Source organism: Allobosea sp. RIT-PG3_2 (genome assembly GCF_057321085.1).
The window spans coordinates 356,348-381,668 of the sequence record NZ_JBXWCA010000005.1 but is presented as its reverse complement, the minus strand read 5'-3'; the positions used below and the strand labels follow the sequence as shown (position 1 = coordinate 381,668).

The following is a 25,321-nucleotide window of genomic DNA, read 5'->3' as shown; positions in this document are numbered from 1 at the left end:
GGAGCAGGGCGTCCCGGGCCGACACGCGACAGCGCGTTCGGCGACATGCAGCCGGGCCGGGCCGCGAACCTCCAGTCACAGCGCGGGCATGCGAGCATGGCACGCGCGCCGGGCGGAGGCGGCCGTGCGATGCATGCCGGCGGTGGCGCCATGCGCGGCGGCGGTGCCCAGATGTCGCGCGGCGGAGGCGGAGGTCGAGGGGGCGGCGGTGGTGGCGGTGGCGGTGGGCGCCGATCCGACATCCAGCTCAAGAACCATGTGGTGCTGCTCGGGCACACGGACAGCGGGCTCGGCTTCTATCGTTTCGAGTATGGCGGCTCCAGGATGACCTATGTCGGCGTGATCGCGCAGGAAGTTCAGCGTGTGGCACCGTCAGCCGTATGGCGCGCCGCCGATGGCTATCTGCGGGTGGATTACCGGCAGATCGGCATCCCGTTCCAAACCCTCGACCAGTGGAAAGCTTCGGGTTCGCGGATTCCCGCCGGGAAGAGCGGGGAGTGAAGCCCTCCGCGGCTTTCTCCAGGCGCATACAACAGGATGCAGTGCCATGATCAGAGGGCTGATAGCCTTGCATCTCCTCTCGCGGCTGCTTTGCGGGGGCGCGGCAGGACTCGTTGCAATCACTTCGCCTGCAAGGGCGCAGGAAGTTTTCGTGTCGCCAACCGAAGCCGCCGCGGCGCTGGTGACAGCGTTGCGTGAGAGCAAAGCGACGCGCCTGTATTCAATTCTTGGCCTGTATGGTCGGGATATCGTCACCTCCGGTGACCCGGTGCGCGATTCGAATGGTCGTGAACGTTTCGTCGCAGCCTACGATGCCCGGCATTCGATCGTTGAGACCGGCCGGACGGCAACGCTTCTGGTCGGGCCGGACTCGTTTCCCTTCCCGATCCCGATGGTCGAGACACGCGGCGGCTGGACGTTCCTGGTCGAAGCAGGGCGCCGTGAAATGGTTGCGCGGCGCATCGGTCAGAACGAGCTTGCCGCCATGCAGACCTCCCTTGCGGTTCTCGACGCCCAATATGAATACGCATCCCAAAGCCATGACGGCCAACCCGTCGGCACCTATGCGCAACGGATCGTCAGCCAACCGGAAACCCATGACGGCCTTTACTGGCCCACTGCATCGGGAGAGGCGCCGAGCCCGCTGGGCGAACTCGCCGGCCGGGCGGCAGCCGAAGGCTATGTAGCCGCGCAGACGCGGCAACCCTTCCATGGCTACTATTTCAAGATCTTGAAGAGCCAGGGCCCCGCCGCTCCCGGAGGAGCGGTCGACTACATTGCGGGAGGCAAGATGATCGGCGGGTTCGGCCTGCTGGCCTACCCGGCCGAGTATGCGCGCTCAGGGTTGACGAGCTTCATGATCAGCCACGCCGGAACGCTGTATCAGAAGGATCTCGGCCCCGACACGCGGAGCATTGCGGCCCGCATGCGGAGCTTCGACCCAGGCAAGGGCTGGGAGAAGGTGACGCCCGAAAAGCCGTAGGAACCCATGGCAGGCCCGCGCGACAAGCGCGAGAAGCCAACTGCGGCATGCCACGGGTCCTTGTCGAGCTTTCCCGCGCCGTTTGCGGACACCGGCCCGGAGAGATGCCGATGATTGACAGGCTCCCGGTTCCGAGCGGCCTGCGGGGATACAGCCTGCAATGGCTGCGCTTCGACATCACGGCGGGCCTCGCCGTGGCGGCTGTGGCCATTCCCAGTGCTGTCGCTTACCCCGCGATTGCCGGCCTCCCCGCGGAGACCGGCGTCTATGCGAGCATCCTGCCGCTGGTGGGCTATGCGCTGTTCGGGCCGTCTCGGAAGATAGTCGTAGGGCCAGACGCGCCGACCATGACGGTGTTGGCCGCCACACTTGCGAACCTCCCGCTGGACAGCCCGACTGATCGCGTCGCCGCCGCGGCCGCGCTCGCACTGATGGTCGGCGTACTGTGCATCCTCGGCAGCAAGCTCAGCCTCGGCGTCGTGGCCTCGTTCCTCTCGCGCCCGATCCTGATCGGCTTCATCTGCGGCATCTCGGTCTCCATCCTCATCGGCCAGATCGGGCGATTGACCGGCGTACGCATCGAAGCCGACGGGCTCGTGCTCCCGCTGCTCGAGATCGTCAAGAAAGCGGGCCTGATCCATTGGCCGTCGGTTCTGTTCGCCGGTGCGATGTTCCTGTTGCTCGTGCTGTCGGCGCGCTTTCGGTCGCCAGTTCCTGGGCCTCTGCTCGTGGTCGTCGTTGCGGGGCTGATGTCGGCGTTGTTCGATCTCGCGGGCCGCGGCATGAAGGTGATCGGAGCGCTGCCGAGCACGATGCCCGCGCTATCCCTTCCCGATGTGACCGGGCTGCCCGTCAAGGATCTCCTGCTTGGAGCCGGGGCGATCTGGCTGGTCGGGGTCAGCTCGGGTCTTGTCGCAGCGCGCAGTTTCGGGGCGAAGGACAAGTTCGAGGTCGATGCCGACCGGGAGCTGGCGGGGCTGGGTGCCGCCAACATCTTCTCCGGCCTGTTCAGCGGCTTTCCGATCACGGTGTCGGATTCGCGCACGGCGATTAATATCTCCGCCGGCGGCCGGTCGCAGCTTTCCGGGCTGGTGGCGGCCTTAGCTTTGACGGTACTGCTGCTCTACTTCAACGATGCGCTGCGCCTTCTGCCCAATCCCGCGCTGGGCGCGATCCTGGCCTTCGCCGCCCTGAACCTGATCGATGTCTCGGGTCTTCGGGAAATCTGGCGGGTCAGCCGCATGGAGTTCGCCTTCGCCCTCATCAGCATGTGGGGCGCCATCAGCCTGGGCGTGCTCAACGGTGTCGTCATCGCCATTGCGGGCACGTTGCTCCATGTCCTTCTCAAGGAGATGCGTCCGCGTGATGCATTGCTCGGCCGCATCCCTGGCCGGCCGGGGTTCTACAAACTTCACCGGACGGCGAATGCCGTGCCTCTACCCGGGCTCGTGCTGTTCATGGTCCAGGGCAGCGTTCTGTTCTTCAACGCGGATCATGTCCGCTCCCGTTTCGAGAGCATCGCGGAGAATGCTCCCCCGGACACGAGGTGGCTGGTGCTCGATGCGAGCGCAATCGCGCAGATCGACTCGACGGCTGCCGCCATGCTCGGAGGCCTGCGGCCGAGTCTGGCCGCGAAGGGCCTGAAGCTCGCTTTGGCGGAACTGCACAACGAGCCCCGGGAGATCCTGAGGCGCGCAGGTTTCTTTGAAGGGCCGGAGGGGACGCCAGTGTTCGAGGATCTCGAGGATGCGGTCCGCGCGCTCGCAGGGGAAAGATCCGGCCGTCCCAAGCCGGAGCAAATACTCTAGCCCAATGTTTCACCCGCTCGCCCTTGTGGGCGGAGCCGGCCGGAGACGCCCCGGTCTAGATACTACTGGGCTTGAGGAGGCCGAGCCGTTCGGCACAGGATACGAGTTCGACCACCGAGCGGAGCTGCATCTTCTCCATGAGGTTGTGACGGTGGGCTTTCACCGTTCGCTCAGTCGTGCCGAGCTCGAAGGCGACCTGCTTGTTCATCTTGGCGCGCACGACAAGGTCGAAGACCTGGCGCTCGCGCCGGGTCAACATCTTGAGCCGCGCCATCGCGTCCTGAAGCCAGCTGTCCTGCTCGTTGGTCAGGCGATGCCGCGCGATCGCGCGAGCGATGGCTCCGATGAATTCCTCGCACGGCACCGGCTTCGTGAAAAAATCCTCGGCGCCGGCTTTGATCGCCCGCACGCCGGCCCGAACGTCACTATGCTCGGCGAGGAAAATGACGGGCAGGTTCGATCCGGCCTTGCTCAGGCGATCGAAGAGATCGGGCGCCGCGTTGTCGCGACGCTGCACGTCGATGACGATGCAGCCTGCACTGTCTTGCCCCGGCATCTGCTCGAGAATCTCGTCCGTGCTGCCATAGGCCTTTGTCCGATAGCCGCAGGCCCGGAGCAGGCCGTCGACCCCGCTGTGAGATTCCGTGTCACCGTCCACGACATAGATGAGATCTGACATGGCTATTCCCTCGAATTCCATGCCGGCGCCCGCACTCGGCGGGGCCGCCGGAGAGTGCTTGCGATTCTAGGGCGATTTCAAAGCGTCCCGATTGCAAAGGCGGTATCTCGACGTGATGCCGCCATCCACGGCGTTGAAGCGATAAAGGCCGCCATCGTTAGAGGGAGCGAGTATGACGCGGGCAGAGTCTGTTGCGATCGAAGTCGTGCAGCTGAGCCGAACGATCTTTCGCTCTCCGCTCGGGATGACCCCGACGACCCGGCAGTTCGCCAGGGGAGTCGAGAGACGCCGAGGCGCGATGATGAAAGCCGGCGCGAAGGCGCTTGCAGGCCGCTTGAAGTCAACCGCATTCTTGGTAGGCACGAAAACGCTGGCACAAGGCGTCCCTTCCTCGATCCAGGCTCCCTGGATGCCGCTCGTTTGCGACCGCGCAACCTGCAACGGAGCTGCCGCCATGATCAGGGCGAACAGGCAAAGGCGACGGTTCACTACGATCATAAAGGCCTCCGCATCTTGCGTAAGCTCGGCTTGGCAGTCGGTGCGTTCCGTTCCGAACGCCCTTGTCGAGACGACCAGAACCGGTAGGCCGTGAGCCGCGCTGGCTCAGGCGTTCTCGTTGATGAGGGGGGCATGTCTGGCTACCCGCGCAGTTCCCTTGGGGGATCAATCAATGCCGCAAACGGCCTCGCGGGTAGTAAGTTACAGTTGGCTACGTGCGCAGCGCGCTGGCTGCTACTGCCGGTAGCGGCAGATTTCGACCGCTACTTGGTTTCTGCGACGAGGCTCGATCGCACCGGAAAGCCGGCCTGAATTGCGCCGCGCCGCAGGATGGCGCGATCGCGCGCATTGAAGTTGCGCGCATCGAGTTCCGCGTCGAAATCTTTGAAGAAATCCGGCCGCAGCTTCAGGAATTCGGCCCGCGATTGGGCGGTCTCCGCCTGTAGTCCCAGGCGCGAGAAGATGAGGGCAGCGACGAAATGATAGATCGAGAACTGGCGGAGGTTGGCGCGCCGGATCAGATCGGCGGCCCGTATATCGTCTCCTTCCATATAGGCGGCCAGAGCCAGGAGCCCGGTATAATAGCCGGAATGACCGGGGTTCTTTGACAATGCCTCCTCGATGAGAGCCGCGCCACGCGGCCAGTCCCCGGCCTGTGCCACCCGGCTGCCGAACTCCGCGAGCAGTTCCGTGTCGTTGGGATTGAGCTGCAGCGCCCGGGTGCCGATCCGGAGAGCCTCGGCCGGCTGCTTGCTGAAATAGAGGACGGCCATCAAGGCCTGTAGCGCCCGGACATTCTCCGGATCGATGCGCACGGCGCGCTCCGCGGCCTCTCGCGCCCGTTCGGTGGGGCTTGGCGGGCCCTGCCGCCGGTTCAGCTGGAAGCGATCCTCGTCGAGATAGATATAGGACAACATGGCCCAGCTGGTTGCGTGCTCCGGATAACGCGCCGTGATCTGCTCGAGGCAGTCGCGCGTCTGAGCATGCGCGCTCGGATCGAGCACGGTGCGATAAAGATAGAAGCGGTATAAACACTGATATGTTTCAAGGCTTTGCACACCTCGTAGCTGCGTCGGTCGTGGCGGTGTGCTGAAGATGATGCCGTAGGGTTGTGCGACCGCCGTAGCGACTTTCGAGGCTATCATCGCTTCGATGTCGACGAGATTATTGGCCTGTGGATCGGCATCGTAAGAACCGGACCAGACGATGGCGGACGTCTCGCCGTCGAGAACGCGGCTGGTCACCCTGAGCTTGCCCTCGAACAAGCGGACGCCGCCTTCCAGGACAAAGCGGCTGCCGAACCGTTGCCAGATCTCTGCCGCCGAGGCCGTCGGCGAGATCGTGTCCGCGGTCTCTCGCCCGAACACCGTCAGCTCCTTGAAGCGCGCAAGCTGCGACAACAGCTCCTCACCAAGCCCAGCCACGTAAAAATCGAGTTCGGGATTTCTCGACAGGTTGGCGAAGGGCCTGACGACCAGGGACGGTCCCTCGGGCTGGGCAGCCCGTGTCCCGGAAAGCTCGGGCGTCGAGGATGTCGGCATGCGGATCAGCAAGACGGCGACGATCGCTGCCATTGCAGCCACGCAACCTGCGAACCACGAACGGTTCAGCCACGTGACCATGGACGGGCTGGATTCGCCCTGTCCGGGAGGTGGGCGTTGCGGCTCATGTTCCTGGTTTTCCAGCGGCTTCGGTCGCCAATGGAAGTGGGGCACATAGCCACCCTTCGGAATTTCGATCACGACCGGGTCGGCGCTTCCGCTGAGGAGGTAATGACGCTCCAGGGCCCGTCGTAACCGGCCGGCCTCAATGCGAACGACCGGATCGTTCCGAATATCGAAGTTTTCGCTGCGGCCGAAGACTTCCACGGCGATCGAATACGCTTTGATGCGATCCCCACGTCCTTGGAGCGTCTCGTTGGTCACATAGATCAGGAATTGCCGTACCCGCTCCGGTACGCTGAACTGAGCGCTGGCTAAAATTCGCTCCAATTCTGCGCGGACGTCGATTTCGCTTGGCTCCAGCGCGTTTTGAACGCGCGAGCCATCAATATCCGGGCAGATGGACCGTGGCAGTTCCATGGAATTGGCCCCCCTGACCAAGAATCCACGCTCGAACCAAGTCGCAAACAGCAGCCATATCTGTGTAATCTCCCGTTAGTTACTCCCATTCCGCGGTGGCGACCAGCTAATTGTGGGCATTCGCAGGGGAGCTCGCCCCAATGGACCCAGGCGTTCAGGCAGCTATCCGACGGCTGCCGAGGCACAAGAAGGCCATCGAGGAACTGGTGCTGTTCAGCGAAAGCTTCCGCGGCTTGTGCGGAGATCTCGCCGAGGCGGAGGCCACTCTACGGCTTTGGCAAGAGTCAGGAGAGTCCGGGGCCGCCGCTCGCTGTCTCGAATACACGCATATCATCGACGGGCTGGAAGCCGAACTTCGGCAAGTGCTTCACGAGCGCCAGGCTCCGTCGAGAGAACCCCGCCAAAACTGAACGCGCCTGGCTTTTGAAACGTGGAGAATTCCAATGTCCAAGCACATGAACTGGATCTTCGCCGTCTCGCTGGCGGCAGTGGTCGCGGGGTGCGCCACCTATCCCACGGTGACCAGCCAAACCGTGATCGTTGCCGGCGTCGGGCCGGTCGAGGTCGAACAGCTCAATGTGGAGGTCGTCGACGTCATGCCGGCCGAACGCATGGTGGTTGTCCGGCAGGGCAGCCGCAGCTGGGCTGTGCTGGTGCCGGAACTCTTCGGCGACCTGCAGAACATCCGTGCCGGTGACCGGGTCGAAATCCGACGCGTCGAAGGCGTGGTCCTTAGCGCGAGGCGCGCCAGGAAGGGGGCCAAGCCAGGCATCGTCTATACCGAAGCGGTCAGCGGCCCGCCCTTCCAGAACCTGCCGGACAAATATGTCGTCCGCTCGCTGACGCTCACTGCGCGCTTCGAGAGTTTCGATCCGGCGACCGGGATCGTGAACTATGTCGGCCCGGCGGGGCCGCGGACCCATCAGGTCGTCGATCCCGATATCAAAATGGATCTCAGGCGCCTGAAGCGCGGCGACATGGTCGAGCTGACCTTCGCCGAAGGCTTCCATTTCCAGAAAAACTGAGCCCGTCGGCTCTGCCGCGCGCCAGGCACGAGGCGGTCGACCTCAGGCAAGAGCAGCGATCAGGAGAGGAGTTCTCAGCGATGTCGATCGCACACGAAAACCTGAAGGCCGACACGCTGGCCGACGAGAGCTTCATGTCCGCCGATGATCTGCGGGCCTACATGACCGACCTCGAAATGGCCAAGGCCTCCAAGATGGTCGGCGCCATGGACAAGGCCGAGGAGGCGCGCCGGAAGCTGGTCGCCACCTTGCAGAAGGAGATCGCCGTAACGCCCGAGAAGATCGCCGAGGTCAAGCAGAGCCTGGCGAACAAGACCCGCATGGCAGCCGGGCGAGGGGAGACGGAGGTTCTCGTCATGCGCTTTCCGAGCGCGCTCTGCACGGATAAGGGCCGGTCGATCAACAATGCCGAACCCGATTGGCCGACGACGCTGACGGGAAGGCCGCGGCAAGCCTATGAGTTCTGGAAGGAACACTTGCAGCCTGCCAATTACAAGCTTCGCGCGATCATCATCGACTGGCCGGGCGGCTTGCCCGGCGATGTCGCTTTCTATCTCAGTTGGTCCTAGCGCAGACGGAGGCCGGCCATGAAAGCCGATGCTGGCGAGCCCCTGAAAAGAAAGCCTTATGAACGCAGGCTGCGTGACCTGCACGAGGAGTTGGTCAAGCTCCAGGAATGGGCGCAGCATGCCGGCGGCAAGGTCTGCATCGTCTTCGAGGGGCGCGATGGTGCCGGCAAGGGTGGTGTGATCAAGGCCATCACGGAGCGGGTCAGCCCACGGGTCTTCCGGGTCGTCGCCCTGCCGCCCCCGACCGAGCGTGAGCGCTCGCAAATGTATGTCCAGCGATACCTGCCCTATCTGCCGGCAGCGGGCGAAATCGTGATCTTCGATCGCAGCTGGTACAACCGTGCGGGCGTCGAGCGGGTTATGGGCTTCTGTACGGAAGACCAGGCCAAGGGGTTTCTTCAGAGCGTATCCGGCGTCGAGAAGGCCATCGTCGATTCCGGCACGATTCTTCTGAAGTACTGGCTCGAAGTCGGTCAGGATGAGCAGACGCGCCGCATGCAGGAGCGCATCAATGACCCCAGGAAGATATGGAAGCTTTCTCCGATGGACCTGAAGTCATACTCGCGCTGGTCTGATTACTCACGCGCGCGCGACGAGATGTTCCGCGCCAGCGATACGTCGTGGGCGCCGTGGTACGCCGTCCACTCCGACGACAAGCGCCAGGCGCGGCTCAATGTCATCTCTCATATTCTCGGCTCCATTCCGTATGAGGCGCCGCGCCGACACAAGGTAAAACTCCCGAAACGGCAGAAATCGAACGGCCCCGAGGAGCTCGATTTCGCACGGAACTGGATCGGTTAGAGTTAGAATTCTGTTGTTTTGCGATCGCGTAGAATTGCAGAATGGTTTCGGCGAAACCTTTTGCGAAGATCGCCGTCGTACGACGTTTTGCCTGCATTGGGGATTTCGCATGGCAGCTGGCCTCCACCCTTTGGCGCCGCACCATCTGCCGGCTTTCATCACCGCGCCGGGCGAGACCGACACGCTGATGATCGTCACAGGAGTGTTTCTGCTCTTGGCGGTGCTAGGCGTGGGCCTGCTTTTCCTGCGCTTGCACACCCTTCCCGAGCGGATGGCGCATAAATCCCAGAAGCTGCAGTTCGAGATCGTGGCCGTGCTAGGCCTGCTCGCCCTCTTCACCCACGTGCATCTGTTCTGGGTGGCGGGCTTGTTGCTCGCCTTGATCGAAATCCCGGATTTTTCGGGGCTGTTCGGCAGAATGGCGCACGCGCTCGAACGTATCGCCGGGGTGGCGCCGCGTTCGACGGGAGGGGACGATGCTGCCGCCCAAGCGCAGCCTGACCCCAGACCCATCGAGAAGGTGGGCTCCACCGCCCATGAAGGAGGGCAGGGGCATGCTTGAACTTCTGGTCTGCTCGCTGTTGACGATCGTCCCCGATTACCTCTACCGGCGGTATGGGCAAGGTAAGCGCCTCGGCAAGGAAATCACCTTCTATTCGGTCTGGTTCGAGCTGAGATGGGGCATCACAGCCTGCCTGATGCTCACGATCGGCCTGATCACGGTGATCTTCTACAACCACCCGTCCACGACCAACGCTACCCTGTTCTTCCGGACCGTCCCCATCGTTCCTGAGACGAACGGACGCGTCGCGGAGATCAATGTCGGCATCAGCGGCACCGTCGCAAAGGGAGATCCGATCTTCCGGCTGGACAGCAGCAGGCAGCAGGCGGCCCTCGAGGTGGCGCGGCGCAAGATTGTGGAGACCGAGGCAGCGATCACTGTCGCCAAGGCCGAGATTCTGGCTGACGAGAGCAAGATCCTCGAGGCCAGGAGCGCCTACAAGCAGGCGCTCGATGAACTTGAGACCAAGCAGGAACTCCGGCGCCGCAACGATGACATCGTCGCCAGGCGCGAGATCGAACGGCTCGAGAATCTGACGGCCGGCCGCGAGGCCGCCCTCGCGGCCGTCGTCGCGGCAAAGGAGACGGCGCAAGCCCGGATCACGACCCTGCTGCCGGCCGAGAAGGCGAGCGCCGAAGCCGCTCTCGCACAGGCGCAGACGGATCTCGACAGGACGATCGTCAGGGCCGGGGTGAACGGACGCATCGAGCAGTTCACGCTGCGCGTCGGCGACGTCGTCAATCCCCTGTTGCGGCCAGCTGGCGTGCTGATCCCCGAGGAGGCCGGACGCGTCGCCTTGCAGGCCGGCTTCTCGCAGATCGAGGCACAGGTCATGAAGGTCGGCATGGTCGCCGAGGTGACCTGTATGTCAAAGCCCTGGGTCGTCATCCCGATGGTGGTGACGCATGTGCAGGATTTCATTGCCGCGGGCCAGTTGCGCGCTGGCGAGCAACTGGTCGACGCGCAGCAGATCTCGAAGCCAGGCACCCTGCTGGCCTTCCTCGAGCCACTTTATGCCGATGGGCTGGATGGCGTCACGCCGGGCAGCACCTGCATCGCCAATGCCTATTCCAGCAACCACGAACTGATCGTTTCCGGAAAGCTCTCGACGACGAGAAAGATCGTGCTCCACGCCGTCGATGCAGTGGGCCTTGTTCACGCGCTTCTACTGCGCATTCAAGCGCTCATACTGCCGATCCAGTCGCTGGTGTTTGGCGGCCATTAAATCGACCGGCGCGAATCCTGGGTTAATGGTATCTGGCAGATGGCCGGTCGGATCATCCATTCCTATCCGGTCGCGAGGGCGATCCGCAAAGGGGGCGCGAAGCGCCTCAGGGCGATCGTCCTCAAGCCTCGCATCCTGCGCTAACCCACTCAGCCGGTATCAGACGCCGCTGTCGAAAGGCGTAGCGACGTGACATGCGGCCCGTGGACCACGATCAGGCGAGGGGTCGATCGATTCGGCGCGACCGCCGGCTTTTGCAGACGCAGTGAACTTGGCTGCCCCGCGGGGACCGATCCCAGCCTCCGCTTTCGCGGTCAGCCCCAAAGATGGCGTCGGATGTGCTCGGCTTCCTCGCTTGGCCATTCGAGAATGTCCGCGCCGTTGCGCCAGGCGGTCTCGCCGAACGGGGCCTGCAGGGCAGCCGGATAATTGGCGCGGAAATAGTAGGTTCCTCGCCGCCCTCAGGAGGCGCTCAGCATCTCATCTCCGCCCGGGTGCAGCACTCCGGTGCAGTAGATTCGGGGCTTTTCCCTGAGATACCATGCGCTTACAGAAAAACCACGCCTTAGAGATGTGATGGCGGAAGGGGTGGGATTCGAACCCACGGCGGGCTTGCACCCACGGCGGTTTTCAAGACCGCTGCCTTAAACCACTCGGCCACCCTTCCGGTGAGCGTTCAATGCCGCCCGGACATTCGATTTGCAAGAGGGCTTGCGTTTCCCGCTGCATTTTGCGGGCGAAAGGGCGCCAAGGACGCCGTCAAGCGGCTGGAAACACATGTTGGCGGACCGTGGCCTCCAAGCCACTCGCGGTGGAAAAATGGCGAAGTTCTGTTCGTCGGGTTGACAGGGGCCGCTTTTCGAACACCTTTGTGCCCGCTCAAGGCAGGGACGTCCTGTTCGGCGAGGCCTCGAATGCAGGTCATTCGCTATTTAACGGTCCCTTAAAGGAATTGGCCGAAAACTCGGTCAAGCCGTGCATGCGGTTTGGGCGAAGCCGTGGTTTTTGGCGCAGAAAGCGGAACGAGCAGAATGATGCGAGACGCCAGCTCTTCGTCCAAGGCGATTTCCAGCTCAGCCGGGCCGAATGCAGTGTCTCCTCCTGTCCCTTCCATTGCGCGTTTGGGCTGCGTCGTCCTGGCCGGGCTGTTCGTCGCGAACTGCGCCGGCAATCAGGTCGCCGGTCGCCGGTCGAAGGAGATCGGCGCTTTCCCGCAATCGAAATATGGTCCCGCCAGCCCGCGCGTCATCGCTGAGGGCGAAGACGTGCCGAAGGGCGGCGGCCGCCAACTCGTCGGCAAGGCCTATTCCGTCGCCGGAAAGCGCTACGTGCCCTATGAGAAGCCGACGGGCTTTACGGCCGTCGGCACCGCGTCCTGGTACGGCGAGGCCTTCCATGGCCGGCGCACCGCCAATGGCGAGGTCTACGACCGCAACAGCATCTCTGCAGCGCACCCGACCATGCCGCTGCCGGCCTATGCGCGCGTCACGAACCTGATGAACAACCGCTCGATCATCGTGAGGGTCAACGATCGCGGCCCCTATCACGGCGGCCGTCTGATGGACGTCTCCCAGAAGACCGCCGATGCGCTAGCCTTCCGCCATCTGGGCACGGCGCGCATCAAGATGGAATATCTCGGCCAGGCCTCGCTCGCCGGCTCCGACGACAACCTCCTGATCGCAACGTTGCGGACCGATGGCAGCCCGGCCCCGATCCCGGGCACAAGCGCGCGGACCATGGTCGCCAGCGCGGAACCCGTCGCCACCGCACGCTCGCGCAGCGCCGATCTCGATACCCAGGCCCCGGCCGAGCCCGAGCCACTTCCCGTCGCGAGCCAGCCTGTCACTCAGGCCTATGCGCCGCAGACGATCCGCACGATTACGCCGACCGCTCCGATCGTCGCCACACTCGCTTCGACAAGCTCCACGCCCGTGGAGGCCACGCCTGTCCGTGCCGCGCCGCTCCCGCCGAGCCGGCCTTTCGATCTGGACACCATCGCTAACGCCGGGAAGCCGGTCGCGGTTCCTGCGACGCTTCGATCGACCTTGCCGCCGCAGCGCGGGACTTCCGCGAGCCTGCTGAACGCGCCCGGGAACGCCATCGCCAAGGGCCAGCCGGTCAACAGGCTTGCTTTCCAGGCCGTCCTGCCGCCGACGCGGAACTGACGCCAATTCCCTTGACCTGATACCGGGCGCTCTGCTTCACATCGAGGCATGAGCGCCTTGTGTTATGCGAAGCTGTCTGCTGCGGCTCTGCCGCCGGTTCGACGGCTGGGCAACGGCTTGCTCGTCCTGCTCGTCTGGCTGGGTCTCTCAGTCACCGCACACGCACAGAGCTTCCAGTCGCAGGCTTCGTTCGCTGTCCTGCTCGATTCGGATACCGGCGCCGTCCTTTACGAAAAGGCGGCCGACGAGCTGATGGTCCCGGCCAGCATGGCCAAGCTGGCGACGGTGCTCGTCGCCTTCCAGGATATCGGCGCCGGGCGCCTGTCGCTGGATGGCGAGATCGGCATTTCCGAAAACGCCTGGCGCAAGGGCGGTGCTCCCTCGGGCGGCTCGGCGATGTTCGCCATCGTCAACAGCCGGATCAAGCTTTCCGACATTCTGCAGGGCATCATCGTGCAGTCGGGCAACGATGCCTCGATCGCCCTGGCCGAGGCCATCGCCGGCGACGAGCCGACCTTCGGGCGCATCATGACTGAACGGGTGAGGGCGCTCGGCCTGACGAAGTCGGTGTTCCGCAACGCGACCGGCATGGCCGACCCGCAGCAGCGGGTCACGGCGCGCGAGCTCGCGCTCCTCGCGGAGCACATCATCAAGACCTATCCCGAGTTCTATAAGATCTTCGGCCAGCGCGAATTCACCTGGAACAAGATCCGGCAGCAGAATCGCAACCCGCTGCTGGCGATGGATATCGGCGCCGACGGGCTGAAGACCGGGAATATCGATGAGTCTGGTTTCGGTCTCGTCGGCTCGGCCGTGCAGAACGGGCAGCGCCTGATCGTCGTGGTGAATGGCCTGAAGACGGGGCGGGACCGTGCGAGCGAAGCTCGCAAGCTGCTCGAATGGGGCTTTCGCGCCTTCGAGCGCCGTCAACTCTTTGCGGATGGCGAGACCGTCGGCGAGGCCAGCGTCTACGGTGGCGAGAAAGGCCGCGTCGCCCTGCGAAGCAAGGGAGCCGTCAGCCTGCTGATGCCGCGGGGCAGCACGGAACGCCTGGCGGCGCGCATCGTCTATCGCGGCCCCTTGACGGTCCCGGTTCAGGAAGGCGCAGAGGTGGCGCGTCTCCTGGTCACGCGCGGGGACACCAAGACATTGGATGTTCCGCTGTACGCGGCCGAGACGGTGAAGGCCGGATCGCTGCAGAGCCGCGCGCTCGACGCTCTGTTCGAGGCGACGACGGGCTGGGTCCGCAAAGCGTTCGGCCGGAGCTGAGCGGATCACATGAGCAGAGGATATTTCATCACGCTCGAAGGCGGGGAGGGTGCCGGCAAATCGACGCTGGCGCGCGCGCTTGCCACGCGCCTGGGCGAGGCCGGCTTCACCGCCAGGACGACGCGCGAACCCGGCGGCTCGCCGAAGGCGGAAGCCATTCGCGAGATGATCCTCGCCGGGCAGGTAAAGGACTACGGCACCTTCGCCGAGGCGCTGATGTTCTCGGCAGCCCGGATCGACCATATCGACAGCCTGATCCGCCCGACGCTGGATCGCGGCGAATGGGTGATCTGCGACCGATTCATCGATTCGACCCGCGTCTATCAGGGCGCGCTCGGCAAGATCGATCCGACGCTGCTGGCCGAGCTGGAAGCGGTGACCATCGCCGGGTTGATGCCCGATCTCACCCTGATCCTGGACCTCGACCCCGAAATCGGCCTTGCGCGAGCCGCCAGGCGTCGCCGGCCGGGAGAGGCGGTCGATCGCTTCGAAGGCGAGGCGCTCGCCTTCCATCGCAATCTCCGGCAAGCCTATCTCGACATTGCAGACAGGGAGCCGCAGCGCTGCGTCGTGCTGGATGCGACGCTCCCGGCCGAAGAGCTTGCCGAAACCGCCTGGGAAGCCGTAGGTCGGCACCTGCCCATCGAAGCGGAAACGTGATGCGAGAGACCAGCGACGAACCCGACCGGCTGCCGATTGCGCCGCATCCGCGCGAGACGCTGGGCCTGATCGGCCACGAGGCTCAGGAACGGGCTTTCCTCGATGCCGTCACATCGGGCCGCATGCATCATGCCTGGCTGCTGGGCGGGCCGGAGGGCATCGGCAAGGCGAGCTTCGCCTATCGCGCCGCCCGCTTCATGCTCGCGGCCGGCGATCCTCCCGCGCGCGCCGCGGGCAAGACCGATCTCGCCATGCCGGAAACCGATCCGGCGACGCGGCGCATCATGGCGCGATCGCATCCCGATCTGCATGTGCTGCGGCGCATCCCGAAGCCCGACGGCAAGAGCTATACGAGCAACATCCCCGTCGATGCGGTGCGGCGGGTGATCGACCGCTTCGGCGCCAGTGCCGCCGAAGGCGGCTGGCGCGTCTGCATCGTCGATTCTGCCGAGGACATGGACCGCTCGGCCGCCAATGCGCTGCTGAAGCTGCTGGAGGAGCCGCCGCCGCGGGCGCTCTTCCTGATCGTCGCGCACGCGCCGGGGCGGATGCTGCCGACGATCCGCTCGCGCTGCCGGCTGCTGACCTTCGCCCCGCTGGGAGAGGCGGGCGTGATCGAGGCCGGCCGCCTTGCGCTCGAGCGGATGGAAGCGCCCTTCGACGATTCGGCGCTGCTGCGCGCGGCGAAGCTCGCCGAAGGCTCGATCAGGCGGGCGCTGACCTATGTCGATCCCGAGACGCTGGCGCTGGTCGAGGCGGTGAGGGCGAGGCTCGACGCGCTGCCGCAGGTCGACATTCCGGCCCTGCTCGCCCTCGCGGAGGATGTCGCCGGCAAGGCCGGCGAACGCGACTTCGCCGTGATGATCGAGACGGTGCAGGGCTGGATCTCGGACCACCTCCACGCGCATGCTGCAGCGCAACCGGCGCGCCTTGCACCGCTGGCGGAGGTATGGGACAAGTTGGGTCAGGCGGCGCGCGAGGTCGAGACCTATAATCTCGACCGCCGGCCGCTGGTGATGACCCTGTTTCATGATCTGTCGGCTGCGGTTTCCCGTTCGCGCGCAGCGTGAAGCGAAGCTCTCGGACAGATGATGGCCACGGCCCCGAAATTCTACCTGACGACCGCGATCCACTACACCAACGGGCCGCCGCATATCGGCCACGCCTATGAGATGGTGGCGTCGGATGCGATCGCGCGTTTCAAGCGGCTCGATGGCTACGACGTCTTCGCCATGACCGGCACCGACGAGCACGGCCAGAAGGTGCAGCGCACGGCGGCACAGAACGGCCTCTCGCCGAAGGAATTCGTCGACAAGATCGCCGCGCGCTTCCAGGAGATGGAGCAGGCCCTCGGCTGCTCCTTCGACCGCTTCATCCGGACCACGGACCCCGACCACAAGGTCTCGACCGACGAGCTCTGGCGGCGGATGGAGGCCAATGGCGACATCTATCTCGCCAAGTATTCCGGCTGGTACTCCGTGCGCGACGAGGCCTTCTACGGCGAGGAGGAGACGACGCTCCAGCCCGACGGCACGCGGCTGGGCGGGCAGGGCACTCCGGTCGAGTGGGTCGAGGAGGAAAGCTATTTCTTCCGCCTCGCCTCCTATCAGGACCGGCTGCTGAAGCTCTACGAGGACGTCCCGGACTTCATCTCGCCGGAGACGCGCAAGAACGAGATCGTCTCCTTCGTGAAGGGCGGGCTCGAGGATCTCTCGATCAGCCGCACGACCTTCGACTGGGGTCTGGCCGTGCCGGGCAATCCCAAGCACGTGATGTATGTCTGGGTCGATGCGCTCAACAACTACCTGACCGGGACGGGCTTCCCCGATCCGGAAAGCCCGCGCGCGCATTACTGGCCGGCCGACGTGCACATCATCGGCAAGGACATCGTGCGCTTCCACACGGTGTACTGGCCGGCTTTCCTGATGTCGGCGGGGCTGCCGCTGCCGAAGCGCGTCTTCGGCCACGGCTTCCTGCTCAACAAGGGCACGAAGATGTCGAAGTCGCTCGGCAACGTCGTCGATCCCTTCGACCTCGCCGCGACCTATGGCGTCGACCAATTGCGCTATTTCTTCCTGCGCGAGGTCTCCTTCGGCCAGGACGGCAACTATAGCCACGACGCGATCATCGGCCGGATCAATGCCGATCTCGCCAACGACCTCGGCAACCTCGCGCAGCGCTCGCTTTCGATGATCGCGAAGAACTGCGAGGGCAGGGTGCCGCCATGCGGAACGCTGACGGAGGCCGACGAAGCCATGCTCGCCATGGCCGATGGCGCGCTCGCGAAGGCGCGCGAGGCCATGACGGACTTCGCTCTTCATAGCCTGCTGGCCGATCTCTGGGCCGTGGTGGCGGAAGCGAACCGCTATTTCGCCGCCAACGAACCCTGGCGCCTGACCAAGACCGATCCGGCGCGGCGCGACACCGTGCTCTACGTCACGATCGAGGTGCTGCGCGAGGTCGCGATCCTGGTGCAGCCGGTTATGCCGGAGGCGGCGGGCAAGCTGCTCGACCTGCTCGGCGTCGCGGCCGATGCACGCAGCTTCGCGTCGATCGGAGCCGGACACCGCCTTGCCAGCGGCACGCCGCTGCCGGCGCCGAGCGCGATCTTCCCGCGCTATGTCGAGCCCGAGGATGGGCAGGCAGCGTGATGCTGATCGACACGCATTGCCATTTGGACTTCCCGGACTTCGCGGAGGAACTGCCGGCCTATGTCGGCCGGGCGGAAGCCGCGGGCGTCGGGCGGATGGTGACGATCTCGACACGCGTGGCGCGCTTCGCCGACTATGCCGCCATCGCCGAACGGTTCGCGTCGGTCTGGTTCTCGGTCGGCACGCATCCCCACAACGCCCATGAGGAGCTCGACGTCACGGCCGAGCGCCTCGCGGAGCTGTCGCGCCATCCGCGCTGTGTCGCCATAGGTGAAGCCGGGCTCGACTACCACTACGATTCGAGCCCGCGCGAGGCGCAGGCGCAAGGCCTTCGCACTCACATCGCGGCTGCACGGATGACGCAGTTGCCGCTCGTCATCCATTCGCGCGAGGCCGATGACGACATGATCGCGATCCTGCGGGAGGAGACGGGGAAGGGCGCCTTCCCTGCGATTCTGCATTGCTTCACGGCCGGCGAGGCCCTCGCCATGGCAGGTGTCGAGCTCGGGCTCTACGTCTCCTTCTCGGGAATACTCACCTTCAAGACCTCGGAAAATCTGCGCCGTATCGCCCGGATGGTGCCGCGCGAGCGCCTGCTGGTCGAAACGGATGCGCCCTATCTGGCCCCTGTCCCGTTCAGAGGCAAACGCAACCAGCCGTCCTATGTGGTTGAAACAGCGAAGGTTCTCGCGGAAACCATCGGGGTTTCCTTCGACGAGATCGCCCGGATCACAAGCGAAAATGCCCGCCGCTGCTACTGGAAGATGGATCATGCCGCGCCCGTCGCGCAGGTCGCCTGATCGCACGCCATGACGCTGACGGTGACGATCCTCGGTTGCGGTTCTTCGGGTGGCGTGCCGCGGCCGGGTTCCGGCTGGGGCGCCTGCGACCCGGCCGATCCGAAGAACCGCCGGCGCCGCTGTTCGATCCTGGTCACGCGCTCAGGACCGGACGGCACGACGCGGGTCCTCGTCGACACATCGCCGGATCTGCGCGAGCAGCTTCTCTCGGCCGATGTCCCGGCGCTCGACGGCGTGCTGATGACGCATGACCATGCCGACCACACCCACGGCATCGACGACCTGCGCGGCCTTGTCCTGCATACGCGTCAGCGCATCCGGATCTACGCGGACACGACGACGGAAGCCTCGCTGCGTTCGCGCTTCGGCTATCTCTTCGAGACGCCGGCCGGCAGCTATTATCCGCCGATCCTCGATCTCGACCAGATCACGGCCGGACGAAGCCAGACCATCGAAGGTGCCGGCGGCCCGATCACGGCATTGCCGTTCCGGGTCGAGCACGGGCCCAATTACGAGGCGCTCGGCTTCCGCTTCGGCGACCTGGCTTATCTGCCGGATGTCAGCCTGATCCCGCCGGCCGCGATGGGAGCCATGGCTGGCCTCAACGTCCTCATTCTCGACTGCCTGCGCGAGACGCCGCATCCGAGTCATTTCCACCTGGAGCAGTCACTCGAGGCGATCGCAACACTGAAACCGCGACGCGCGATCCTGACCAACCTCCACATCGATCTGGATTATGCGAGCCTGTCCAGTCGCTTGGCGGACAATATCGATATGGCGTTTGATGGAATGACGGTGACGGCCGCGGCATAGGCCAAGGGAACCAGCCGCCTCTCCGGGCAACAGGATAGTTCCATAATATGTCTTATGCGAATCCAGGCTACCCCCTGCGCTGACCAGTCCGGTACCGGGTCATAACTACCGGCAAGCCCCGTCAGCCGCCTTTCGGGCCGCTGACGGAGATTGTCTTCAAGCTGGAGAACTCCAGCTCCTGCCCTCACTCCCAGCTGAGCGCGCCGCCGTTCTGATATTCGATGACGCGGGTCTCGAAGAAGTTCTTCTCCTTCTTGAGATCCATCGCCTCGGACATCCACGGAAACGGGTTCTCGGTCTCCCCGAAGACGGGCGCGAGGCCGAGCTGGGCGCAACGGCGGTTGGCGATGAAGTGCATGTACTGCTCGCAGAGCGCCGCATTCAGCCCGAGGAAGCCGCGCGGCATCGTGTCCCGGCCATAGGAGGCTTCCAGCTCGGCCGCATCGCGGATCATGCCGCGCACCTCGTCCTGGAAGGCCCTGGTCCAGAGATGCGGGTTCTCGATCTTGATCTGGTTGATCACGTCGATGCCGAAGTTCAGATGGATCGACTCGTCGCGCAGGATGTACTGATACTGCTCGGCGATGCCGACCATCTTGTTGCGCCGGCCGAGCGAGAGGATCTGCGCGAAGCCGGTGTAGAACCACATGCCCTCGAAGATCGCGTAGAAGGTGATCAGGTCGCGCAGCAGCGCCTGGTCGTTCTCGGGTGTCCCCGTGCTGAAATCGGGGTCCTCGATGCTCTGCGTATGCTTCAGCGCCCACGCCGCCTTGTCGGTGATCGAAGGCACCTCGCGATACATGTTGAACAGCTCGCCCTCGTCGAGGCCGAGACTCTCGACGATGTACTGGAAGGTGTGCGTGTGGATCGCTTCCTCGAAGGCCTGGCGCAGCAGATATTGCCGGCATTCCGGGTTGGTCAGGTGGCGATAGATCGCGAGCACAATGTTATTGGCGACGAGGCTCTCGGACGCCGCGAAGAAGCCGAGATTGCGCTTGAGCATGCGCCGCTCGTCCTCGGTCAGCCCGTCCTTCGACTTCCACAGCGCGATATCGGCCTGCATCGAGACCTCGGTCGGCATCCAGTGGTTGTTGCAGCCGGCGAGATACTTCTCCCAAGCCCATTTGTACTTTAGCGGCAGGAGTTGATTCACGTCGGCGCGGCAGTTGATCATCCGCTTCTCGTCGACGCTGACGCGCCCGCCGGTGCGGTCGATGGCGCCCAGCCCGGTGGCGTCGGCCGCGGGTGTCGGGTTGGTCAGGATGGCGGGGTTGGCCGGGGTCGCGGGCTTGGTGTCGGACCAGTCGAGCATGGGAAAATTCCGTTCGTGAAATGAAGGGCGTCATGCTCGGGCCTGACCGAGCATCTCCGGCCAAAGGAGGGGTCCAGCGCCCTCCTCCGGTCGAGATTCTCGGGTCTGCGCTTCGCTTCGCCCGAGAATGACGGCGGTTGTTACTGGCAGGCTTCGCAGGTCGGGTCGTCGATCGAGCAGGCGTTGGGCACGGCCATGCCGTTCTCCAGCGGGATATCGACCAGGATCGGCGCGGCCACGACAGGCGCCTTTGCTGCGACCGGCACGCCAGACGAGACCGCGTTGAGCTTGCCGTCCGTCCCCTTCAGCGTCGACTTCTCGACATGGGTCGCCGAAAGCGCGCGCAGGTAATAGGTCGTCTTCAGGCCGAGCCGCCAAGCCAAGCGATAAGCCTCGTCGAGCTTCCGGCCCGAGGGCTGCGCCATGTAGAGGTTGAGCGACTGGCCCTGGTCGATCCATTTCTGCCGGCGCGCCGCGGCGCGGATGAGCCAGCTCGTCTCGATCTCGAAGGAGGTCGCGTAGAGCGCCTTGAGGTCGTCCGGAACGCGGTCGATCCCGCTGACCTTGCCGTCATAGTATTTCAGGTCAGAGACCATCACCTCGTCCCAAAGCCCCCTCGCCTTCAGGTCGCGCACGAGCCCGGCATTCACCACGGTGAAGTCGCCGGACATGTTGGCCTTGACGTAGAGCTGGCTGTAGGACGGCTCGATCGACTGCGAGACGCCGACGATGTTGGAGATCGTCGCGGTCGGCGCGATCGCCATCGTGTTCGAATTGCGCATGCCGATGGTCTTCACCCGCTCGCGCAGCGGCTCCCAGTCCAGCGTCGCCGAGCGGTCGAGCTCGACATCGCCGTCGCGGGCTTCCGAGAGGATGTCGAGCGAGTCGATCGGCAGGATGCCCTTCGACCAGAGCGAGCCCTCGAAGCTCGGATAGCGGCCGCGCTCGGCGGCGAGATCGACCGAGGCCGAGATCGCATGGAAGCTGATAGCCTCCATGGAGCTGTCGGCGAAGGCGACCGCGCCTTCCGAAGCCGCCGGCAGGCGCAGGGTCTGCAGCGAGTCCTGGAAGCCCATGATGCCGAGGCCCACCGGGCGATGGCGCAGGTTGGAACGGCGCGCCTCCGGGATCGTGTAGAAATTGATGTCGACGACATTGTCGAGCATCCGCATGGCGGTCTTCACCGTCTTCGCCAACCGGGCCTGGTCGAGCCCCTCCGCCGTCACATGGGCAAAGAGGTTGACCGAGCCGAGATTGCAGACCGCGACCTCATCGGCCGAGGTGTTGAGCGTGATCTCGGTGCAGAGATTGGACGAATGCACGACGCCGGCATGCTGCTGAGGCGAGCGCAGATTGCAGGCATCCTTGAAGGTGATCCAGGGATGCCCGGTCTCGAATAGCATGGTCAGCATCTTGCGCCAGAGATCGAGCGCGGCCACGCGCTTGAACACCTTGAGCTCGCCGCGGTCGGCCTTGGCCTCATAGGCTTCATAGGCCGCCTTGAACGGCTTGCCGTAGAGGTCGTGCAGGTCCGGCGTCTCGTCGGGCGAGAACAGCGTCCACTGGCCGCCGGCCGCGACGCGCTGCATGAACAGGTCGGGAATCCAGTTCGCCGTGTTCATGTCATGGGTGCGGCGGCGGTCATCGCCGGTGTTCTTGCGGAGATCGAGGAACTCCTCGATGTCGACATGCCAGGTCTCGAGATAGGCGCAGACCGCGCCCTTTCGCTTGCCGCCCTGGTTGACCGCGATCGCCGTGTCGTTGGCGACCTTCAGGAACGGCACGATGCCCTGGCTCTCGCCATTGGTGCCCTTGATATGGGCGCCCAATCCGCGCACCGGCGTCCAGTCGTTGCCGAGACCGCCGGAATACTTGGCCAGAAGCGCATTGTCCTTCACCGCCTTGAAGATGCCGTCGAGATCGTCGGCAACGGTGGTCAGGAAGCAGGAGGACAGCTGCGGGCGGAGCGTGCCCGAATTGAACAGCGTCGGCGTCGAGGCCATGAAATCGAAGGACGACAGCAGATCGTAGAACTCGATCGCCCGCGCCTCGCGATCGATCTCGCGGATGGCGAGGCCCATCGCGACGCGCATGAAAAAGGCCTGTGGCAGCTCGAAGCGGTTCCCGCGGACATGCAGGAAGTAGCGGTCGTAAAGCGTCTGGAAGCCGAGATAGTCGAAATGCAGGTCGCGCTCGGGCTTGAGAGCGGTAGCGATGCGGGCGAGATCGAAACGGCCGAGTTCGGGATCGATCAGCTCGTTCTCGATGCCGGTCTTCACATAGGCATGGAAGTAGTCGGCATAACGCCCTGACATTTCGGCCTGCGTCGCCTGTTCGGCATGGCCATGGACGAAGCTCAGCGCCTCGCGCCGCAGCTTGTCGAGCAGGAGCCGCGCCGAGACCTTGGCATAGTTCGGCTCGGACTCGATCAGGGTGCGCGCGGCCAGGATCGGGGCGAGCGCCAGCTCGTCGAGCGAGATGCCGTCGTAGAGATTGCGCTGCGCCTCGGCGAGGACCGGTTCCGCCAAAACGCCATCGAGCCCGGCGCAAGCTTCGCGCACCACCTTGGCCAATCGCCCGGCATCGAGCGGCACCAGCACGCCGTCGGCGAGCTTCATCCGCAGCGACGGGGCTGCGGCTGCGGCGGGCTTCGCCTCGGCCAGCGCCCTCGCCCGCTCCCGCGTCCGCTCGTCGCGATAAAGCACATAGGCGCGGGCGACCTTGTGATGCTCGGAGCGCATCAGCGCGAGTTCGACCTGGTCCTGCACGTCCTCGATATGGAAGGTGCGGCCGGCATCGGCGCGGCGCGTCAGGCCGGCGACGATCTGCGTGGTGAGGTCGGCGACGATGTCGTGGATGCGGCGCGAGGCGGCGGCGCTCGAGCCCTCGACAGCCAGGAACGCCTTGGTCAGGGCCACTGCGATCTTGGAGGCATCGAAGGGCGTGACCGCGCCGTTGCGGCGGATCACCTGGAAGCCCGGCTCGCTCGCGACGGCGCGCGGCTGCGATACGGTTTCGGCACTGTACGGCGCCGGCGCAGGCCGTTCGGCTTCAACGGAAAGAGACATCGGCTTCAAACCCCAAGATCAAGATGTTGGGGGCAAAGGCCAAGGCGGACGCGTGGAAAGGGCGCGCGACAAAGAGAGGCCGCGACCTGCCAGCGCACCACCGGGACACCCCGCCCGCGGACGTTAACTAGGGTCGCGGCAGGTCTCCTGGCTCGCGGGTCGTCGTTCTCGTCCGTCTTCCCAAGGCCTTGCGACCTCAGTGACTTAACGCTGGACGAGAACTCACCGCTGACAGTTGCGGGGGCAGCGCCGGCTTCGCACCGGCTTCCCTCTTAGCTCTCGATCTTGCGATTCGAGAGACCGTGACCACTACATTTAGCGGTCATTTCCATTCATCCGTCAATTGCTCGTATGCGCTGGATACAAGCCGTTGTGGAAAGCGGGGATGAATGGCTCAGCAGCTGCCGTCGAACCCCTGAAGTGCCGCGCACGCACACGCAACGCCACCGGCGCTCCATCTGAACCACCTCAGGCGAACTGAACGTCGATCTCAGGGCCAGCCTTGCGGACCACATGCGCGAAACGCGAGAAGTTATCGGCTTCGATGGCGAGCTTGAAACGGCTGGGCACCCCGGCCGAATCGATCACGGCAAGGCTGGCGCCCTCGTCGGAAAGGCGTTTGACGGTACAGTCTATCACCGAGCGGCCACCGTTGAACACGATGCTGCCGGCCTTGAGCACGCGCCGACCGAAGGGCGAGCTGCTCGCAGCGCCTGCATGGGCCGCAATGCAGCGATTGCGACCCGCGGTCTTGGCGGCATAGAGCGCCTCGTCAGCCTGCTGAAGCACGGCTTCGAGGTCCGATGCGGCAGTTGAAAGCGCCGCGATGCCGAAGCTCGCGGTCACGGTGAACGGTCCGCCGACGCCTTCGAAACGCTGGGCGGCGATGCTTTCCCGCAGCTTCTGCGCGACGCTGAGAGCGGCCTGCAGCCCCGTATGCGGCAGCAGAATCGCGAATTCCTCGCCCCCGAGGCGCCCGATCAGGTCGCTCTGGCGCAGCAGGTCGCGGCAGGCGGCCACGGTGCCGGTCAGCACGGTGTCCCCGCCGGCATGGCCCTGCGTGTCGTTGACGGTCTTGAAGTGGTCGAGGTCGAAGGCGATACAGCTCGTCTCATGGCGATGGCGCAACGCGAGTGCGATCGCCTTGCCGGCTTCATTGCGGAAGGCGCGGCGCGAGAGTGCCCCGGTCAGGACATCGGTGGACACGAGCAGACGCAACCTGAGCTCGTCCATCACGATCGCGGCGAGATCGGCGAGGATCGCAACGTCCTCTCCATCGAAGGCGCGGGGCGCGGTGTCCATGGCGCAGAGCGTGCCGATATTGTGACCGCCCTCGCCTCGCAGCGGTATGCCGGCATAGAAGCGCAGATGCGGCGCGCCGGTGACGAGTGGATTGTCGGTGAAACGCGGATCCGCACGGGTATCGGGCACGATCAACGGCTCGCCGCGGCGGATCGTGACGTCGCAGAGCGCGCTACGCCGATCTCCTTCGCAGTCGGACAAGCCCTCGCGCGACTTGAACCACTGCCGGTGGCCATCGAGGAAAGTCACGGTCGCCATCGGCACCTTCAATGTGCGGCGAACGAGGCGCGTGATCCGGTCGAAGGATTCCTCGCCCGGCGTATCGAGGATGTCGTACTGCGCCAGCTCGTCCAGGCGGGCCTGCTCGCTCGCGGCGGCGGGGACGGACATGGTTGCTCCCGATTCGATCTTATGCTTATGGCGCGAAGCTCAACGCGTCGGCGTAAAAGAGACGTAAACGGCAGCGTCGTCAGATGCTTTTGCCGTCAGGCCGCCGGAGTTAGAGGCCCTTAATATGTCAGAGCCTACGATGTCGACAGCCAGCCCGGCT

At 64.7% G+C, this 25,321-nt stretch carries 21 protein-coding genes, 1 tRNA gene and 1 riboswitch; of the genes, 15 read left to right on the top strand and 7 right to left on the bottom strand.

What is annotated here, in order from left to right:
* The 3 genes from AC2FAN_RS17520 to AC2FAN_RS17510 all read left to right on the top strand — a co-directional run.
* A partial coding sequence (locus tag AC2FAN_RS17520) for a tail fiber domain-containing protein (RefSeq protein ID WP_485175683.1) occupies nucleotides 1-501 on the top strand: 501 nt, incomplete at its 5' end.
* A 151-nt stretch (nucleotides 502-652) separates the two neighbouring features.
* A complete protein-coding gene (locus AC2FAN_RS17515) occupies nucleotides 653-1,483 on the top strand; it encodes a DUF2950 domain-containing protein (RefSeq protein ID WP_485175681.1) in 831 nt (276 codons plus the stop codon).
* A gap of 104 nt (nucleotides 1,484-1,587) precedes the next feature.
* Nucleotides 1,588-3,291: a SulP family inorganic anion transporter gene (locus tag AC2FAN_RS17510; RefSeq protein WP_485175679.1), complete on the top strand. Its 1,704-nt coding sequence runs from the start codon at nucleotides 1,588-1,590 to the stop codon at nucleotides 3,289-3,291.
* 55 nt (nucleotides 3,292-3,346) lie between these two features.
* On the opposite strand, the gene AC2FAN_RS17505 is transcribed toward AC2FAN_RS17510, so the two are convergent.
* From AC2FAN_RS17505 to AC2FAN_RS17495, 3 genes are all read right to left on the bottom strand, one after another.
* Complete coding sequence (locus AC2FAN_RS17505) at nucleotides 3,347-3,970, bottom strand: response regulator transcription factor (RefSeq protein ID WP_485175677.1); 624 nt, start codon at nucleotides 3,968-3,970, stop codon at nucleotides 3,347-3,349.
* A gap of 66 nt (nucleotides 3,971-4,036) precedes the next feature.
* Nucleotides 4,037-4,468: a hypothetical protein gene (locus AC2FAN_RS17500; protein ID WP_485175675.1), complete on the bottom strand. Its 432-nt coding sequence runs from the start codon at nucleotides 4,466-4,468 to the stop codon at nucleotides 4,037-4,039.
* A 263-nt stretch (nucleotides 4,469-4,731) separates the two neighbouring features.
* Nucleotides 4,732-6,549: an adenylate cyclase gene (locus tag AC2FAN_RS17495; RefSeq protein ID WP_485175673.1), complete on the bottom strand. Its 1,818-nt coding sequence runs from the start codon at nucleotides 6,547-6,549 to the stop codon at nucleotides 4,732-4,734.
* Between the two features lie 443 nt (nucleotides 6,550-6,992).
* Between AC2FAN_RS17495 and AC2FAN_RS17490 the strand changes: the two genes are divergently transcribed.
* The 5 genes from AC2FAN_RS17490 (at nucleotide 6,993) to AC2FAN_RS17470 (ending at nucleotide 10,731) form a co-directional block, all read left to right on the top strand.
* On the top strand, nucleotides 6,993-7,574 hold the full coding sequence (locus tag AC2FAN_RS17490; protein WP_265053471.1) for a hypothetical protein: 582 nt from the start codon (nucleotides 6,993-6,995) through the stop codon (nucleotides 7,572-7,574).
* Between the two features lie 80 nt (nucleotides 7,575-7,654).
* Complete coding sequence (locus AC2FAN_RS17485) at nucleotides 7,655-8,143, top strand: hypothetical protein (protein ID WP_265053472.1); 489 nt, start codon at nucleotides 7,655-7,657, stop codon at nucleotides 8,141-8,143.
* A gap of 18 nt (nucleotides 8,144-8,161) precedes the next feature.
* Nucleotides 8,162-8,944 (top strand): polyphosphate kinase 2, encoded by a 783-nt coding sequence (gene ppk2, locus AC2FAN_RS17480; RefSeq protein WP_265053473.1) that lies wholly within the window; start codon nucleotides 8,162-8,164, stop codon nucleotides 8,942-8,944.
* A gap of 109 nt (nucleotides 8,945-9,053) precedes the next feature.
* The gene (locus tag AC2FAN_RS17475; RefSeq protein ID WP_265053474.1) at nucleotides 9,054-9,506 is read left to right on the top strand and encodes a hypothetical protein; all 453 of its coding nucleotides are present in this window, start codon (nucleotides 9,054-9,056) and stop codon (nucleotides 9,504-9,506) included.
* Nucleotides 9,499-10,731, top strand: coding sequence for an HlyD family secretion protein (locus AC2FAN_RS17470; protein WP_485175670.1), 1,233 nt, complete (start codon nucleotides 9,499-9,501; stop codon nucleotides 10,729-10,731). Before AC2FAN_RS17475 ends, AC2FAN_RS17470 begins: the two co-directional genes overlap by 8 nt.
* A gap of 577 nt (nucleotides 10,732-11,308) precedes the next feature.
* On the opposite strand, the gene AC2FAN_RS17465 is transcribed toward AC2FAN_RS17470, so the two are convergent.
* Nucleotides 11,309-11,398 (bottom strand) — tRNA-Ser (locus AC2FAN_RS17465).
* 424 nt (nucleotides 11,399-11,822) lie between these two features.
* On the opposite strand from AC2FAN_RS17465, the gene AC2FAN_RS17460 reads away from it, so the two are divergent.
* Genes AC2FAN_RS17460 through AC2FAN_RS17430 form a run of 7 tightly spaced genes read left to right on the top strand, consistent with a single transcriptional unit; the run spans nucleotide 11,823 to nucleotide 19,089 of the window.
* Complete coding sequence (locus tag AC2FAN_RS17460; RefSeq protein WP_485175668.1) at nucleotides 11,823-12,896, top strand: septal ring lytic transglycosylase RlpA family protein; 1,074 nt, start codon at nucleotides 11,823-11,825, stop codon at nucleotides 12,894-12,896.
* A 48-nt stretch (nucleotides 12,897-12,944) separates the two neighbouring features.
* A complete protein-coding gene (locus AC2FAN_RS17455) occupies nucleotides 12,945-14,165 on the top strand; it encodes a D-alanyl-D-alanine carboxypeptidase family protein (RefSeq protein ID WP_485175666.1) in 1,221 nt (406 codons plus the stop codon).
* 9 nt (nucleotides 14,166-14,174) lie between these two features.
* On the top strand, nucleotides 14,175-14,825 hold the full coding sequence (gene tmk, locus AC2FAN_RS17450; protein ID WP_485175664.1) for a dTMP kinase: 651 nt from the start codon (nucleotides 14,175-14,177) through the stop codon (nucleotides 14,823-14,825).
* Nucleotides 14,825-15,895 carry a DNA polymerase III subunit delta' gene (locus AC2FAN_RS17445; RefSeq protein ID WP_485175662.1) on the top strand — a complete coding sequence of 357 codons (1,071 nt, stop codon included), beginning with the start codon at nucleotides 14,825-14,827 and terminating at the stop codon, nucleotides 15,893-15,895. Before tmk ends, AC2FAN_RS17445 begins: the two co-directional genes overlap by 1 nt.
* Before the next feature lie 21 nt (nucleotides 15,896-15,916).
* Nucleotides 15,917-17,476 (top strand): methionine--tRNA ligase, encoded by a 1,560-nt coding sequence (gene metG, locus AC2FAN_RS17440; protein ID WP_485175660.1) that lies wholly within the window; start codon nucleotides 15,917-15,919, stop codon nucleotides 17,474-17,476.
* A complete protein-coding gene (locus AC2FAN_RS17435) occupies nucleotides 17,476-18,276 on the top strand; it encodes a TatD family hydrolase (RefSeq protein WP_485175695.1) in 801 nt (266 codons plus the stop codon). The genes metG and AC2FAN_RS17435 overlap by 1 nt, the downstream gene beginning before the upstream one ends.
* Before the next feature lie 9 nt (nucleotides 18,277-18,285).
* A complete protein-coding gene (locus AC2FAN_RS17430; RefSeq protein WP_485175657.1) occupies nucleotides 18,286-19,089 on the top strand; it encodes an MBL fold metallo-hydrolase in 804 nt (267 codons plus the stop codon).
* A gap of 184 nt (nucleotides 19,090-19,273) precedes the next feature.
* Here AC2FAN_RS17430 and AC2FAN_RS17425 read toward each other — a convergent pair whose 3' ends face one another.
* From AC2FAN_RS17425 to AC2FAN_RS17415, 3 genes are all read right to left on the bottom strand, one after another.
* Nucleotides 19,274-20,401, bottom strand: a complete 1,128-nt coding sequence (locus tag AC2FAN_RS17425; RefSeq protein ID WP_476804979.1) for a ribonucleotide-diphosphate reductase subunit beta — start codon at nucleotides 20,399-20,401, stop codon at nucleotides 19,274-19,276.
* Nucleotides 20,402-20,541: 140 nt separating this feature from the next.
* Nucleotides 20,542-23,469 (bottom strand): ribonucleoside-diphosphate reductase subunit alpha, encoded by a 2,928-nt coding sequence (locus tag AC2FAN_RS17420; RefSeq protein ID WP_485175655.1) that lies wholly within the window; start codon nucleotides 23,467-23,469, stop codon nucleotides 20,542-20,544.
* 120 nt (nucleotides 23,470-23,589) lie between these two features.
* A riboswitch (cobalamin riboswitch) is annotated at nucleotides 23,590-23,789 on the bottom strand.
* A gap of 148 nt (nucleotides 23,790-23,937) precedes the next feature.
* Nucleotides 23,938-25,161, bottom strand: coding sequence for a sensor domain-containing diguanylate cyclase (locus AC2FAN_RS17415; RefSeq protein ID WP_485175653.1), 1,224 nt, complete (start codon nucleotides 25,159-25,161; stop codon nucleotides 23,938-23,940).
* Between the last annotated feature and the right edge of the window lie 160 nt (nucleotides 25,162-25,321).